Origin of the sequence: Vogesella alkaliphila, assembly GCF_014652475.1 — a bacterium.
GTDB classification, from domain to species: domain Bacteria; phylum Pseudomonadota; class Gammaproteobacteria; order Burkholderiales; family Chromobacteriaceae; genus Vogesella; species Vogesella alkaliphila.
Genome location: NZ_BMYW01000010.1, coordinates 61,959 through 75,680, shown reverse-complemented (window position 1 = coordinate 75,680; position 13,722 = coordinate 61,959). Strand labels below are relative to the sequence as shown.

Here is a 13,722-nt window from a genome sequence, read left to right as displayed (position 1 = left end):
CATCGCAAGGTTTGTCGGTGCAGTTTTTTCGCAAACAGGACAAGGACGCAACATGAAGAAGCATGCCAGCGGCGGACTGGTGTACTCCACCGAACACGGCCGCATGTGCCCCGCCTGCCGCGCACCGCTGGACGCCTGCGCCTGCCAGGCGGCCGCCGCGCCGGCCGGCGACGGCATCGTGCGCGTGCGCCACGAGACCAAGGGGCGCAAGGGCAAGGGCGTGACGGTGGTCAGCGGCGTGCCGCTGGCCGGCGGCGAACTGCTGGCGCTGGGCAAGCAGCTGAAGGCGCGCTGCGGCACTGGCGGCACGGTCAAGGACGGCCAGATCGAGATCCAGGGCGAACACGTGGCGCTACTGATGGCCGAGCTGCAGAAGCAGGGCTGGACGGCAAAGCGCAGCGGCGGCTGAGTTCGCCGGATGCGGCCAAGGTTGGCCGCAATGAAAAACGCCGCCAGCACCCTGCTGGCGGCGTTGTCCGTGGTGGCGGCTTACATGTTCGGGTAGTTCGGCCCGCCGCCGCCTTCCGGCGTCACCCAGTTGATGTTCTGGGTCGGATCCTTGATGTCGCAGGTCTTGCAGTGCACGCAGTTCTGCGCGTTGATCTGCAGCCGCGGCTCGCCCTCTTCGCGACCGACGATCTCGTACACCCCGGCCGGGCAGTAGCGCTGTTCCGGCGCGTCGTACTTTTCCAGGTTGATGCGGATCGGCACGGTCGTGTCCTTCAGCTGCAGGTGCGGCGGCTGGTCTTCGCTGTGATTGGTGTTGGAGATGAACACCGACGACAGGCGGTCGAAGGTCAGCACCCCGTCCGGCTTCGGATAGGCGATCGGCGTGCACTCGTCCTTGGGCTTCAGGCACTCGTGGTCGGCGTGCTTGTGGCGCAGCGTCCACGGCGCCTTGCCGCGGAACAGGTAGGTGTCGATCGCCGAATAGATCATCGCCGGCCACAGCCCCCAGCGGAACGACGGGCGGATGTTGCGTACGCTGTGCAGCTCGTCGTGCAGCCAGCTCTGCTTGAAGGCGGCGGTGTAGCCGACCGCCTCCGCGCCCTGTGCCTCGGGGTTGGCCGCCAGCAGCGTGAACACCGCTTCCGCGGCCAGCATGCCGGACTTCATCGCGGTGTGCGTGCCCTTGATCTTCGGCACGTTGAGGAAGCCGGCGGTGTCGCCGACCAGCACGCCACCGGCGAAGGTCAGTTTCGGAATGCTCTGCAGGCCGCCTTCGGAGATCGCGCGCGCACCGTAGGACAGGCGGCGGCCGCCTTCGAACACACCCTTGATCGCCGGGTGGGTCTTGAAGCGCTGGAATTCCTCGTACGGCGACAGGTAGGGATTCTCGTAGTCGAGACCGACCACGAAGCCGACCACCACCTGGTTGTTCTCCAGATGGTAGAGGAAGGAGCCGCCGTAGGTTTTCTGGTCCATCGGCCAGCCGGCGGTGTGGGTGATCTTGCCTTCTTCGTGCAGCTCCGGCTTCACTTCCCACAGCTCCTTGATGCCGATGCCGTAGGTCTGCGGATCGGCGCCGGTACGCAGCTGGAAGCGCTCGAACAGGCCCTTGGTCAGCGAGCCGCGACAGCCTTCGGCGAACACGGTCTGCTTCGCCCACAGCTCGATGCCCGGTTCGCCCTCCTCGTCACCGTTCTTGCCGGTGCCGACGTTGCCGGTGGCCACGCCCTTCACCGAGCCGTCGGCGTGGTACAGCACCTCGGCGGCGGCAAAGCCGGGGTAGATTTCCACACCCAGCTCTTCCGCCTGCTGCCCCAGCCAGCGACAGAAGTTGCCCAGGCTGATGATGTAGTTGCCGTGATTGTTCATCTGCGGCGGGGTCGGCAGCTTGATCGACTCGGTTTCGGTCAGCAGCAGGAAGCTGTCCTGCTTGGCCGGGGTATTGAGCGGCGCGCCCTTTTCCTTCCAGTCCGGGATCAGCTCGTTCAGCGTACGCGGCTCCAGCACGGCGCCGGACAGGATGTGGGCGCCGATTTCGGAGCCTTTCTCCAGCAGACAGACACTGAGTTCCTGACCTTTTTCGGCAGCCAGCTGCTTGAGACGGATGGCCGCGGACAGGCCGGAAGGCCCGCCCCCGACTACCACCACGTCGTATTCCATGTATTCGCGTTCCACCGCTTCTCCTTTGCGCTGGCAGGGGACAATAAGCGCAATGATGCCAATGAATGTGGCTGCGCGTCAAAATCAAACAAGCGTTTAAACGGTTCCGGCGGCGCGCAGTTGTGCAATTGCCACCGCATCGTAGCCCAGATGCCGCAGCAGCGCGTCGGTGTGTTCGCCCAGCGCCGGCGGCGGCGTCAGGTACTGCGGCGGCGTGGCCGACATCTTGATCGGGCAGGCCACCTGGGGCACGTTCTGCCCTTTGCTGTCGGTCATCTGCAACGCCATGTCGCGATGACGGATCTGCGGGTCGGCAAATGCCTCGGCGACGGTATTGATCGGGCCGCACGGCACGCCGGCGGCGTCGAGCAGTTTCAGCCATTCGTCGCGACCGCGCGCCATGAAGCCCTCGGCCAGCAGCGGCACCAGCGTGGCACGGTGCTGCACCCGCTTCGGGTTGCTGGCGAAGCGCTCGTCGTCGGCCAGTTGTGGCAGTTGCAGCACCTCGCACACCGCGCGGAACTGCTTGTCGTTGCCGCAGGCGAGGATGAAGTGGCCGTCGCCGGCGGTCCTGAACACCTGGTAGGGCACGATATTGGGGTGGGCATTGCCCAGCCGCGGCGGCACTTCGCCGCCGACCAGCCAGTTCATGTTGACGTTGGACAGCATCGCCAGCGCGCAGTCGAACAGCGCCATGTCAATGTACTGGCCTTCACCGGTACGGTGGCGCGACAGCAGCGCCGCCTGCACCGCATTGGCGGCGTACAGGCCGGTGAACAGGTCGGTGACCGCGACGCCGACCTTGTGCGGCTCGCCGTCGGCGGGACCGGTGATGCTCATCAGGCCGGACATGCCCTGCACGATGTAGTCGTAGCCGGGCAGCTCGGCGTAGGGGCCGTCCTGGCCGAAGCCGGTGATCGAGCAGTACACCAGCCGCGGGTTCAGCTGTTTCAGGCTGTCGTAGTCGAGGCCGTACTTCTTCAGGCCGCCGACCTTGTAGTTTTCCAGCAGCACGTCGCACTCGGCCGCCAGCTGGCGCACGATCTGCTGTCCGGCCGGCTGGGTGATGTCGACGGTCAGCGACTGCTTGCCGCGGTTGGCGGCGAGGTAGTAGGCGGCGGTGCCGTCCGGCAGGCTGGGCGGCGACCAGTGGCGGGTATCATCACCGCTGCCGGGGCGCTCCACCTTGATCACTTCCGCACCGAGATCAGCCAGCAGCTGCCCGGTCCACGGCCCGGCGAGGACACGACTCAGATCCAGAACCTTGATACCCGACAATGCGCCAGCCATGATGCTTCTCCTTTGCGGCCAACGTTGGCCGCGAAAAAAATGGCTCGGTTGCACCGAGCCCTAAGGACAGACAGGAACCAACTCGCGCCGCTGGTGGAGGCCGGCGGCGGTACATCACACTCCAGGCGCACGGGACACCCTTGCCCGGTGCGCCCGCAAGCGATCAGGCAAACGCCTGAATACCGGTCTGGGCGCGGCCCAGAATCAGGGCGTGCACGTCGTGCGTGCCCTCGTAGGTGTTGACGGCTTCCAGGTTCATCACGTGACGGATGATGTGGAATTCGTCGGAGATGCCGTTGCCGCCGTGCATGTCGCGGGCGATGCGGGCGATGTCCAGCGCCTTGCCGCAGTTGTTGCGCTTGATCAGGCTGATCATTTCCGGCGCGGCGCGGCCTTCGTCCATCAGGCGGCCGACGCGCAGTGCGGCCTGCAGGCCCAGGCTGATCTCGGTCTGCATGTTCGCCAGCTTCAGCTGCACCAGCTGGGTCGCCGCCAGCGGACGGTTGAACTGCTTGCGGTCCAGCGTGTACTGGCGGGCACCGTGCCAGCAGAACTCGGCGGCACCCATCGCGCCCCAGGCGATGCCGTAGCGCGCCTTGTTCAGGCAGCCGAACGGGCCTTTCAGGCCTTTCACGTGCGGCAGCAGCGCGTCTTCGCCCACGGCCACGTTGTCCATCACGATCTCGCCGGTGATGGAGGCGCGCAGCGAGAACTTGCCCTCGATCTTCGGCGCCGACAGCCCCTTCATGCCCTTCTCCAGCACGAAGCCGCGGATCTCGCCGTCGTCGTCCTTGGCCCACACCACGAACACGTCGGCGATCGGGCTGTTGGTGATCCACATCTTGCTGCCGTTGAGCACGTAGCCGCCGTCCACCTTGCGGGCGCGGGTCTTCATGCCGGCCGGGTCGGAGCCGGCGTCCGGCTCGGTCAGGCCGAAGCAGCCGACCCATTCGCCGGTCGCCAGTTTCGGCAGGTACTTGTCCTTCTGCGCGTCGGTGCCGTAGGCCCAGATCGGGTGCATCACCAGGCTGGACTGGACCGACATCGCCGAGCGGTAGCCGGAGTCGACACGCTCCACTTCGCGCGCCACCAGGCCGTAGGCCACGTGCGACAGGCCGGCGCAGCCGTGGCTGTCGATGGTGCAGCCGAGCAGGCCCAGCTCGCCCATCTCGCTCATGATCTCGCGGTCGAAGCGCTCTTCGCGGTTGGCCGTCAGCACCCGCGGCAGCAGGCGTTCCTGGCAGTAGGCGTAGGCGCTGTCGCGCACCATGCGTTCTTCGTCGGTCAGCTGATCGTTCAGTAACAGTGCGTCATCCCACTGGAAAGGGGCGCGATTGGATGCTGCAGCCATGTGGACTCTCCTTAAGCAATTCCGCATTGCGGAATTACGTTCTACAATGCAAAATAGACTAACAACTCGACCGGAGGCTGTAAAGTTTTTTCTTGGTCGATATAAGGCGGTGCACTATTCTTGCCACTCATCCAGAAAGAGAGCCGATTGCCGATGTCGTCAAACCCAGATACAGACGAGGAAAAAGACCGCCTGTTCGTCGGGGCGCTGGCCCGTGGCCTGCGCGTGCTGGCGGCGTTCCAGCCCGGCGAGGGCGCGCTGTCCAACCAGGTGCTGGCGCAACGGACCGACCTGCCCAAATCCACCGTGTCGCGGCTGACCTACACCCTGACCAAGCTCGGTTATTTGTCCCAGGATCACGACACCGGCTACTACCGGCTGGGGCTGGCGGTGCTGGCGCTGGGCTCCACCGTGCTCGGCAGCTACGACATCCGCCGCGTCGCCTCGCCGCTGATGCGCGAGTTCGCCCTCGACAACACCATCTCGGTCAGCCTCGGCATGCGCGACGGCACCGACATCGTCTATCTGGAAACCTGCCGCAGCCAGGCGCGGGTGTCGGTGCAGCTCACCGTCGGTTCGCGCGTGCCGCTGGCCAGCACCGCCATCGGCCGCGCCTGTTACGCCATCCTGTCGCCGGCGGAACGCGCCGCGCTGGCGCCGGAGCTGGCGCAGCGCTACGGCGGCGACTGGCCGGCGGTGGCGGCGCGGCTGCAGGCCAGCTGCGAGCACTACGCGCAGTTCGGCTATAGCGAGTCGTTCGGCGAGTTCGAGCGCGACGTGATGGCGGTCGGCGTCGCGCTGCCGTCGCCGGTGCCCGGCATGCCGGTGGTGTGCCTCAACGCCAGCGGCCCGGCCTTCGCCTTCAACGCGGAGGCGATGCGCAAGCAGATCGCGCCGGCGCTGATGCAACTGGCGCGCCGGATCGTGCCCTGAACCGATAGCACGCCCCGGCAAGCACAAAAGGTTGGCCGCAAGCGTTGCGGCCAACCTTTTGTCGTTCTTGCCGGGTTTTTTGCGAGGCGGCGGGCGCCGCCTGTCTCAGGTGCGGATGTACTTCACCAGCTGCTCGATCACGAACTGCTGCTCGGCGATGGTGGCGTGCACCAGGTCGCCGATCGACAGCAGGCCGATCACGCGGTTGTCCTCCATCACCGGCAGGTGGCGGATGCGGCGGTCGGTCATCAGCGCCATGCACTCGCCGATGCTCTGCCCCGGACTCACGAAGATCACCTTGCTGGTCATGATGTCGCGCACCTTGGTGCCGGCCGAGGTGCGTCCCATCAGCACGATGCGCCGCGCGTAGTCGCGCTCGGAGAAAATGCCGACCACGTCGCCCATCTCCATCACCAGGATGGCGCCGACGTCGCGCTCCGCCATCACCTGCAGCGCCTGGAACACCGTCATTTCCGGCCCGACGCTGATCAGGTCCTTGATCGCCTTGTTCTCCAGCAGTTGTCGCACTGTTTGCATGCCGCCCTCCCCTTGATGACCGCCCGGCATATGCCGGCGTAGAACCGTATTGCGTTCAATATAGACAGCCGCCGGCCAGGACCAAAAGAAAAAGGCCGCAACGGCGGCCTTTGGCAGGGAACGGGCGCGGAATCAGCCGGCCTTGATCATGGTGCCGACGCCTTCGTCGGTCAGGATTTCCAGCAGCAGCGCGTGCGGTACGCGGCCGTCGATGATGTGCACCGAGTTCACGCCGCTCTTGGCCGCGTCCAGCGCCGAGCTGATCTTGGGCAGCATGCCGCCGCTGATGGTGCCGTCGGCGAACAGCTCGTCGACCTTGGCGGCGGTGAGGCCGGTCAGCAGCTTGCCCTGCTTGTCCAGCACGCCCGGGGTGTTGGTCATCAGCACCAGCTTTTCCGCCTTCAGCGTCTCGGCCAGCTTGCCGGCCACCACGTCGGCGTTGATGTTGTAGGCCTCGCCGTCCTGGCCGACGCCGATCGGCGCGATCACCGGGATGAAATCCTGGCTGTCCAGCAGCGCCACCAGGCTCGGGTCGATGTGCTCGATGTCGCCGACCTGGCCGATGTCGATGTTTTCGTCGGATTCCGACTTCAGGAACAGCTTGCTGGCGCGGATGAAGTGGCCGTCCTTGCCGGTGATGCCGACCGCCTTGCCGCCGTGCTTGTTCAGCAGCGACACGATTTCCTTGTTCACCAGGCCGCCGAGCACCATTTCCACCACGTCCATGGTCTCGCTGTCGGTGACGCGCATGCCCTGGATGAACTGGCCTTCCTTGCCGACGCGCTCCAGCAGCTCATTGATCTGCGGGCCGCCGCCGTGCACCACCACCGGGTTGAGGCCGACCAGTTTCAGCAGCACGATATCCTTGGCGAAGTCTTCCTTCAGCTTGTCGTCGGTCATCGCGTTGCCACCGTATTTCACCACGATGGTCTTGTTGTTGAAGCTGCGGATATATGGCAGCGCTTCGGCCAGGATGGCGGCCTTGTCGATGGGGGCTACGCTCACGGGGCATCTCCACGGTAGTCGGAATCAGAAACAGCTATTGCTGCGCCGCATTCTACCCAAGCACGGCCGATTCGGCTGGCGTTTGTGCACATCGCGCCGCGAATAAGGGCCTGTTGGCAGCGCTGCAACAGCACGCCGCCGCCGATACGCCATTTGCAAATAAATTTTGATTTATTAATTGCCGATACCGAGCGCTTGCACTAAAGTCCGGCCATCAGATTAATGAACAAGTATTCAGAGAACACCGCCATGAGCAAACCATCCTGCTGCCCGATCACCCGCTGGCACCGCCGCAAGGAAGTCCGCCCGGCGGAGATCCTGGACGCGGCGCTGGCGCTGTTTGTCGAGCGCGGCTTCAAGTCCACCAAGATGGAAGACATCGCCAAGGCTGCCGGCGTCACCAAGGGCACGCCCTATCTGTACTTCGAGAACAAGGAAGACATCTTCAAGGCGGTGCTGCGCGAGAACCTGGTGACGCGGCTGGCCAGCTTTGCCGAACTGGAGCAGCAGTTCGAGGGCAGCAGCGCCGAGTTGCTGCGGCTGATGATGCGGCGCTGGTGGCTGGAAGTCGGCGAATCGCCGCTGGCCGGCATCTGCAAGCTGATGTTCGCCGAGGCCACCAACTTCCCGGAGCTGGCGCGCTTCTACCACGCCGAGGTGATCGAGCCCAGCCACAACATGCTGCTGCGCATCCTGCAGCGCGGCGTCGCCCGCGGCGAGTTCCGCGACATCAACCCGCACGCGGTGGTCGACACCCTGGTGGCGCCGATGATGCTGACCATGACCTGGCGCTGCTCCTTCGGCAAGGTGATCAGCGACAGCCAGCACCGCTCCATGCCGCCGCTGCAGTACCTGGAACTGTCGATGGACCTGATGCTGAACGGCCTGATGGCCGACCGTCAGCCACAACAATAAAACGCAACGAGGAAATCACGATGGCACCGCACTACCCCCGCCTGGCCCTGGCCGGCGCGCTCCTGCTGACCCTGTCCGCCTGCCGCGACGAGGTCAAACTGGTCGAGGAAATCCGCCCGGTCCGCTACACCGTCGCCAGCAGCAGCGACGCTGCCGCCAGCCAGCAATTCAGCGGCGAGGTCCGCGCCCGCCAGGAGAGCCGCCTCGCCTTCCGCGTCGCCGGCAAGGTGGTGGAGAAGCGCGTCAACAGCGGCGAGCGCGTGCGGCGCGGCCAGGTGCTGGCGATGCTGGATGCCAGCGACTACCAGCTCGACAGCCAGGCCAAGGCGGCGCAACTGGCGGCGGCGCAGGCCAGCCTGCAGCAGCAGGAGGCCGATCTCCGGCGCTTCCGCGACTTGCTGACACAGAATTTCATCAGCCAGTCGCAGGTCGACCGCCAGCAGGCGGCGGTCAGCAGCGCACGCGCCAGCCTGCAGCAGGCGCAGGCGGCACTGGCCGCCAGCCGCAACCAGGGCAGCTACACCTCGCTGCTGGCCGACAGTGACGGCGTCATCAGCGAGATCAGCGCCGAGCCGGGCATGGTGGTCGCCGCCGGCCAGGTGGTGGCCCGGCTCGCCGCCGACGGCGCGCGCGAGGTGCTGTTCCAGGTACCGGAAAACGCGCTGGAGCGGGTACGCCGCGCCAGCGGCTTCAAGGTGGCGCTGTGGGCCGACGGCCGCGAGCTCCCCGCCAGCCTGCGCGAGCTGGCCGCCGACGCCGACCCGGCCACCCGCACCTACGCCGCGCGGCTGCAGCTGGCGAACGCCGGCGACGATGTCCGGCTGGGCATGACCGCGCGCATCAGCGCACTGGCCGCCGGCGGCCAGCCGCGCGCCATCCGTCTGCCGCACAGCGCCATTCTCGACGAGAACGGCAAGCACTACGTGTGGCTGATCGACGGCGGCAACAAGGTTGGCCGCAAGGCGGTGCAGGTCGCCCGCCTCGACAGCCACGGCGTGACGCTGCAGTCCGGCCTGGCCGGCGGCGAGAAGGTGGTCACCGCCGGTGTCCACCTGCTGCGCGACGGCCAGCGCGTCAGCCTGCTGCAGCAATAAGGAGCCGGCGACGATGAAAAAAATCAACCTGTCAGAATGGGCGCTGCGCAACGGCTCGCTGGTGCAGTACCTGATGGTGGTGCTGATGGTGGCCGGGCTGTTCGCCTACACCCAGCTGGGGCAGAAGGAAGACCCGGAATTCACCTTCAAGGCGATGATGGTGCGCGTGCTGTGGCCCGGCGCCACCGCGCTGGAGACCGAGCAGCAGGTCACCGACAAGATCGAGAAGAAGCTGCAGGAAATGGGCGAGCTGGAGTACGTGAAGAGCTACACCAAGCCCGGCGAGGCGCTGCTGATCCTGTCGATCCGCGAGGACGTGCCGCCGAAGAACGTGCAGCAGCTGTGGTACACGGTGCGCAAGAAGCTGGGCGACATCCGCCACACCCTGCCCGCCGACATCCGCGGCCCCTTCTTCAACGACGAGTTCGGCGACACCTTCGGCAACATCTACGCCTTTACCGGCGACGGCTTCAGCTACGAGGAGGTGCGCCGCTACGTCGACGACGTGCGCCAGGAGATCCTGCGCCTGCCCGACGTCGGCAAGGTGGACATGATCGGCGAGCAGGAAGAGCGCATCTACGTGACGCTGTCCAACGCCAAGCTGGCGGCGCTGCAGCTGGACGCGCGCACCATCTGGAGCGCGCTGGCGGAGCAGAACGCGATGACGCCGGCCGGCAATTACGACACCGCCAGTGACCGCATCTGGGTGCGCGTCTCCGGCAGCTACGGCTCGGTGGCGGCCATTGCCGACACCCCGCTCAGCGCCGGAGGCAGGAACTTCCGCCTGGGCGACATCGCCACGGTCGAGCGCCAGTTCGTCACCCCGCCATCTTTCGGCATGCGTTTTGACGGCAAGCCGGCGCTCGGTCTCGCCATCAGCATGAAACAGGGCGGCGACGTGCTGAAACTGGGCAACAACCTGCAGCTGCTGATGCAGGAGGTACAGAACAAGCTGCCGGTCGGCATGCAGATCCACTCGGTGTCCGACCAGCCACAGGTGGTGAAGAACGCGGTCGGCGAGTTCATGAAGGTGCTGATCGAGGCGGTGGTGATCGTGCTGGCGGTGTGCTTCCTCAGCCTGGGCGTGCGCAACGGCATCGTGGTGGCGCTGTCGATCCCGCTGGTGCTGGCGATGACCTTTCTCGCCATGTACCTGCTGGGCATCGACCTGCAGCGCATCTCGCTGGGCTCGCTGATCATCGCGCTGGGCCTGCTGGTCGACGACGCCATCATCGCGGTGGAAATGATGGCGCTGAAGCTGGAACAGGGCTGGAACAAGTTCCAGGCCGCCACCTTTGCCTACACCAGCACCGCCTTCCCGATGCTGACCGGCACCCTGCTCACCGCGGCCACCTTCCTGCCGGTGGGCATGGCCCGCTCCAACGCCGGCGAGTACGTGTTCAGCCTGTTCTCGGTGGTCAGCATCGCGCTGCTGCTGTCGTGGATCGTGGCGGTGGTGTTCGTGCCCTACCTCGGCTACAAGCTGCTGCCGGAGCATCCCGCCGCCAGCGCGCACGAGGACGTCTACCACAAGCCGTTCTACCTGCGCTTCCGCGCCACGGTGGAGTGGTGCCTGGACCACCGCAAGACGGTGATCGCGCTGACCGCGGCCGCCTTCATCCTGTCGCTGGTGGCGTTCAAGCTGTTCGTGCAGCAGCAGTTCTTCCCCTCCTCCAACCGCGTCGAGCTGATGGTGGACATGTGGCTGCCGCAGGGCGCCAGCTACCAGGCCACCGAGGCCGAGGTGCGCAAGCTGGAGGCGCTGATCAAGGACGACCAGCACGTGGTCAGCACCACCGCCTACGTCGGCGGCGGCAGCCCGCGCTTCTACCTGCCGCTGGACCAGCAGCAGCAGCACCTCAACTACGCGCAGCTGATGGTGATGACGCGCGACGAAAAGGTGCGCGAAGACGTCAAGCACAAGCTGGAAACGCTGTTCGAGCGCGACTTCCCGATGGTGCGCGGCCGTGTCACGCGGCTGGAGAACGGCCCGCCGGTCGGCTACGCGGTGCAGTTCCGCGTGATGGGCGAGGACCACGCCAAGGTGCGCAGCATTGCGGCCAACGTTGAGACGCTGCTGCGCGCCCACCCCGGCGCCCGCCACGTCAACATCGACTGGGGCGAGCAGGTGAAGGCGCTGCGGGTGGAGATCGACCAGGACAAGGCACGCGTGCTGGGCGTCTCCAACCAGTCGCTCAGCCGCCAGCTGCAGCTGCTGCTCAGCGGCAGCACCGTCAGCGAATGGCGCGAAGGCGACCGCAGCATCGGCATCGTGGCGCGCTTGGATAATGCCGGCCGCGAGCAGGTGGATGCGCTGGGCAGCCTGATGGTGCAGACCGCCAGCGGCAAGTACGTGCCGGTGGCGCAGCTGGGCACCATCAGCTACCAGCCGGAGGAAAGCATCATCTGGCGCCGCAACCGGCTGCCGACGGTGACGGTGCGCGCCGATGCCGCCGACGGCGTGCAGGCCGCCGACATCTCCAAGGCGCTGTGGCCCAAGCTGCAGCAGCTGGAGAAGACGCTGCCGCTGGGCTACCACATCGAGCTGGGCGGCTCGCTGGAGGCGAGCCAGAACTCGCAGGGTGCGATCGCCAAGGTGACGCCGCTGATGCTGGTCGTGGTGCTGACGCTGCTGATGATCCAGCTCGGCAGCTTCCAGCGCACGCTGCTGGTGGTGCTGACCGCGCCGCTGGGCCTGATCGGCGTCACGCTGACGCTGATCCTGTTCGGCGCGCCGTTCGGCTTTGTCGCGATGCTGGGGGTGATCGCGCTGTTCGGCATGATCATGCGCAACTCGGTGATCCTGGTCGACCAGATCGAGACCGACATCGGCGAGGGCATCGACCGCTTCGAGGCCATCGTCGGCTCCACCGTGCGCCGCTTCCGCCCGATCATGCTCACCGCGCTGGCGGCGATCCTGGCGATGATCCCGCTGTCGCGCAGCACCTTCTGGGGGCCGATGGCGGTGGCGATCATGGGCGGCCTGCTGGTAGCCACCGTGCTGACGCTGCTGTTCCTGCCGGCGCTGTACGCGCAGTGGTTCGGCGTCAAGCGCCCGCAAACAAATTAATCAATCCTGCGTGAAGCCGTTACCGGAATTGGGTAAGGTAGCGGTTTCAGCACCGTCAATGATGCAACCGGAATGCCCACTATGAAGCTCATCCGCACCTTAGGCCTCGGCGCCCTGCTCGGCAGCGCCCTCGCCGCCCCGGCCCACGCCTTCGACCTGCTGCAGGCGCTGCAGGCCGCGCGCCAGTACGATGCCGGCTACGCCAGCGCCAGCGCCGCCAACCGTGCCGGAGCCGAAAAGGCGGTCCAGGGGCGCGCGCTGCTGCTGCCCAGCGTCGGGCTGAGCGCCGCCAGCACCCAGACCAAGCCGCTGCAACCGGCTACCGGCAACTACCGCAGCGACAGCCTGGGCGTGCAGCTGACGCAGCCGCTGTTCGACACCGCCAGCTACAGCGGCTACCAGAAGGGCAAGATCGCCAGCAACGTGGCGCAGCTGCAGTTCGACGCCAGCGGCCAGCAACTGGTGATCGACGTCGCCCGTGCCTACTTCGACGCGCTGCTGGCCGAGGACGTGCTCACCGTCACCCGCGCCACCAAGACCGCCTACGAGCGCCAGCTGGCGCAGGCGCGCAAGGCGTTCGAGGTCGGCACCGCCACCATCACCGACACCCACGAGGCACAGGCCGGCTACGACGCCGCCAGCGCCCAGGAAATCGCCGCCATCAGCGACCTCGACCTCAAGCGCAACGCGCTGGCGCAGCTGACCGGCCTCAACCCGGAAAGCATCCGCCGCCTGCGCGACAAGCCGCAACTGAGCGCCGCCGACCTCGGCACGCTGGAGGCGTGGACGCAACGCGCGCAGCAGAACAGCCTGGCGCTGCAGCTGCAACAGCAGCAGCTGGCGCTGGCCGAAAAGAACCTGGACGAAGCGCGCGGCAAGCACCTGCCCACGGTCAGCCTCAATGCCGGCTACAGCCACAACCGCAGCACCGACGCCGCCAGCGTCGCCAGCGGCCGCGACACCACGCGCGGCAGCAGCCTCGGCCTCAGCCTGACGCTGCCGCTGTACGCCGGCGGCGCCATCGACTCGCAAGTGACCGAAGCCGCGGCCAACCTCGACAAGGCGCGCGAGGACCTGGAGGCTGCCCGCCGCCAGAATGCGCAGAACGTGCGCCGCAGCTGGCTGGGGGTCAGCAACGGCGCAGCGCTGGTCAGGGCGCAGGAACAGCTGCTGGTCTCCGCCAAGAGCAAGCTCGACGCCACCCGCCTGGGCAAGGACGTCGGCGTGCGCACCAACCTCGACCTGCTCAACGCGGAAAAGGACTACCAGGACGCCATCCGCGCGCTGGCGCAGGCACGCTACAACTTCCTGCAGGCGCGACTGGCACTGGCACAGGCCGCCGGCACGCTGGACGACGAGGTGGTGGCCGAGGTCAACCGCTTCTTCTGATCCCTGCCTGCAGCGGACAAGGCATCAAA

Annotated in this window: 11 protein-coding genes; 6 read left to right on the top strand and 5 right to left on the bottom strand. The window is 66.5% G+C overall.

Annotated elements, in window-relative coordinates:
• Nucleotides 1–52 precede the first annotated feature (52 nt).
• A complete protein-coding gene (locus IE100_RS13730; protein ID WP_189374923.1) occupies nt 53–409 on the top strand; it encodes a translation initiation factor Sui1 in 357 nt (118 codons plus the stop codon).
• A gap of 80 nt (nt 410–489) precedes the next feature.
• Here the strand turns inward: IE100_RS13730 and IE100_RS13725 are convergent, their stop codons facing one another.
• The 3 genes from IE100_RS13725 to IE100_RS13715 all read right to left on the bottom strand — a co-directional run bounded on the left by IE100_RS13725 (nt 490) and on the right by IE100_RS13715 (nt 4,750).
• On the bottom strand, nt 490–2,109 hold the full coding sequence (locus IE100_RS13725) for an electron transfer flavoprotein-ubiquinone oxidoreductase (protein WP_189374964.1): 1,620 nt from the start codon (nt 2,107–2,109) through the stop codon (nt 490–492).
• Nucleotides 2,110–2,205: 96 nt separating this feature from the next.
• Nucleotides 2,206–3,399, bottom strand: a complete 1,194-nt coding sequence (locus IE100_RS13720) for a CaiB/BaiF CoA transferase family protein (RefSeq protein ID WP_189374922.1) — start codon at nt 3,397–3,399, stop codon at nt 2,206–2,208.
• A 163-nt stretch (nt 3,400–3,562) separates the two neighbouring features.
• Nucleotides 3,563–4,750, bottom strand: a complete 1,188-nt coding sequence (locus tag IE100_RS13715) for an acyl-CoA dehydrogenase (RefSeq protein ID WP_189374921.1) — start codon at nt 4,748–4,750, stop codon at nt 3,563–3,565.
• Between the two features lie 153 nt (nt 4,751–4,903).
• On the opposite strand from IE100_RS13715, the gene IE100_RS13710 reads away from it, so the two are divergent.
• Complete coding sequence (locus IE100_RS13710; RefSeq protein WP_189374920.1) at nt 4,904–5,683, top strand: IclR family transcriptional regulator; 780 nt, start codon at nt 4,904–4,906, stop codon at nt 5,681–5,683.
• Between the two features lie 105 nt (nt 5,684–5,788).
• Here IE100_RS13710 and IE100_RS13705 read toward each other — a convergent pair whose 3' ends face one another.
• Together IE100_RS13705 and argB are read right to left on the bottom strand one after the other, a co-directional pair.
• Nucleotides 5,789–6,220, bottom strand: coding sequence for a CBS domain-containing protein (locus IE100_RS13705; RefSeq protein WP_189374919.1), 432 nt, complete (start codon nt 6,218–6,220; stop codon nt 5,789–5,791).
• A 132-nt stretch (nt 6,221–6,352) separates the two neighbouring features.
• Nucleotides 6,353–7,225 (bottom strand): acetylglutamate kinase, encoded by an 873-nt coding sequence (gene argB / locus IE100_RS13700; RefSeq protein ID WP_189351806.1) that lies wholly within the window; start codon nt 7,223–7,225, stop codon nt 6,353–6,355.
• A 249-nt stretch (nt 7,226–7,474) separates the two neighbouring features.
• Between argB and IE100_RS13695 the strand changes: the two genes are divergently transcribed.
• The 4 genes from IE100_RS13695 to IE100_RS13680 all read left to right on the top strand — a co-directional run bounded on the left by IE100_RS13695 (nt 7,475) and on the right by IE100_RS13680 (nt 13,693).
• On the top strand, nt 7,475–8,140 hold the full coding sequence (locus tag IE100_RS13695) for a TetR/AcrR family transcriptional regulator (RefSeq protein ID WP_189374918.1): 666 nt from the start codon (nt 7,475–7,477) through the stop codon (nt 8,138–8,140).
• A 20-nt stretch (nt 8,141–8,160) separates the two neighbouring features.
• Nucleotides 8,161–9,234: an efflux RND transporter periplasmic adaptor subunit gene (locus tag IE100_RS13690; RefSeq protein ID WP_189374917.1), complete on the top strand. Its 1,074-nt coding sequence runs from the start codon at nt 8,161–8,163 to the stop codon at nt 9,232–9,234.
• 13 nt (nt 9,235–9,247) lie between these two features.
• Complete coding sequence (locus IE100_RS13685; RefSeq protein WP_189374916.1) at nt 9,248–12,304, top strand: efflux RND transporter permease subunit; 3,057 nt, start codon at nt 9,248–9,250, stop codon at nt 12,302–12,304.
• 81 nt (nt 12,305–12,385) lie between these two features.
• A complete protein-coding gene (locus IE100_RS13680) occupies nt 12,386–13,693 on the top strand; it encodes a TolC family outer membrane protein (RefSeq protein WP_189374915.1) in 1,308 nt (435 codons plus the stop codon).
• The last annotated feature ends 29 nt before the right edge of the window (nt 13,694–13,722 follow it).

Coding starts and splice junctions, on each gene's coding strand:
- IE100_RS13725 (WP_189374964.1), bottom strand. CDS start 2,109: ATGGAATACGACGTGGTGGTAGTCGGGGGCGGGCCTTCCGGCCTGTCC.
- IE100_RS13685 (WP_189374916.1), top strand. CDS start 9,248: ATGAAAAAAATCAACCTGTCAGAATGGGCGCTGCGCAACGGCTCGCTG.
- IE100_RS13680 (WP_189374915.1), top strand. CDS start 12,386: ATGAAGCTCATCCGCACCTTAGGCCTCGGCGCCCTGCTCGGCAGCGCC.
- IE100_RS13695 (WP_189374918.1), top strand. CDS start 7,475: ATGAGCAAACCATCCTGCTGCCCGATCACCCGCTGGCACCGCCGCAAG.
- IE100_RS13705 (WP_189374919.1), bottom strand. CDS start 6,220: ATGCAAACAGTGCGACAACTGCTGGAGAACAAGGCGATCAAGGACCTG.
- IE100_RS13720 (WP_189374922.1), bottom strand. CDS start 3,399: ATGGCTGGCGCATTGTCGGGTATCAAGGTTCTGGATCTGAGTCGTGTC.
- IE100_RS13730 (WP_189374923.1), top strand. CDS start 53: ATGAAGAAGCATGCCAGCGGCGGACTGGTGTACTCCACCGAACACGGC.
- IE100_RS13715 (WP_189374921.1), bottom strand. CDS start 4,750: ATGGCTGCAGCATCCAATCGCGCCCCTTTCCAGTGGGATGACGCACTG.
- IE100_RS13710 (WP_189374920.1), top strand. CDS start 4,904: ATGTCGTCAAACCCAGATACAGACGAGGAAAAAGACCGCCTGTTCGTC.
- IE100_RS13690 (WP_189374917.1), top strand. CDS start 8,161: ATGGCACCGCACTACCCCCGCCTGGCCCTGGCCGGCGCGCTCCTGCTG.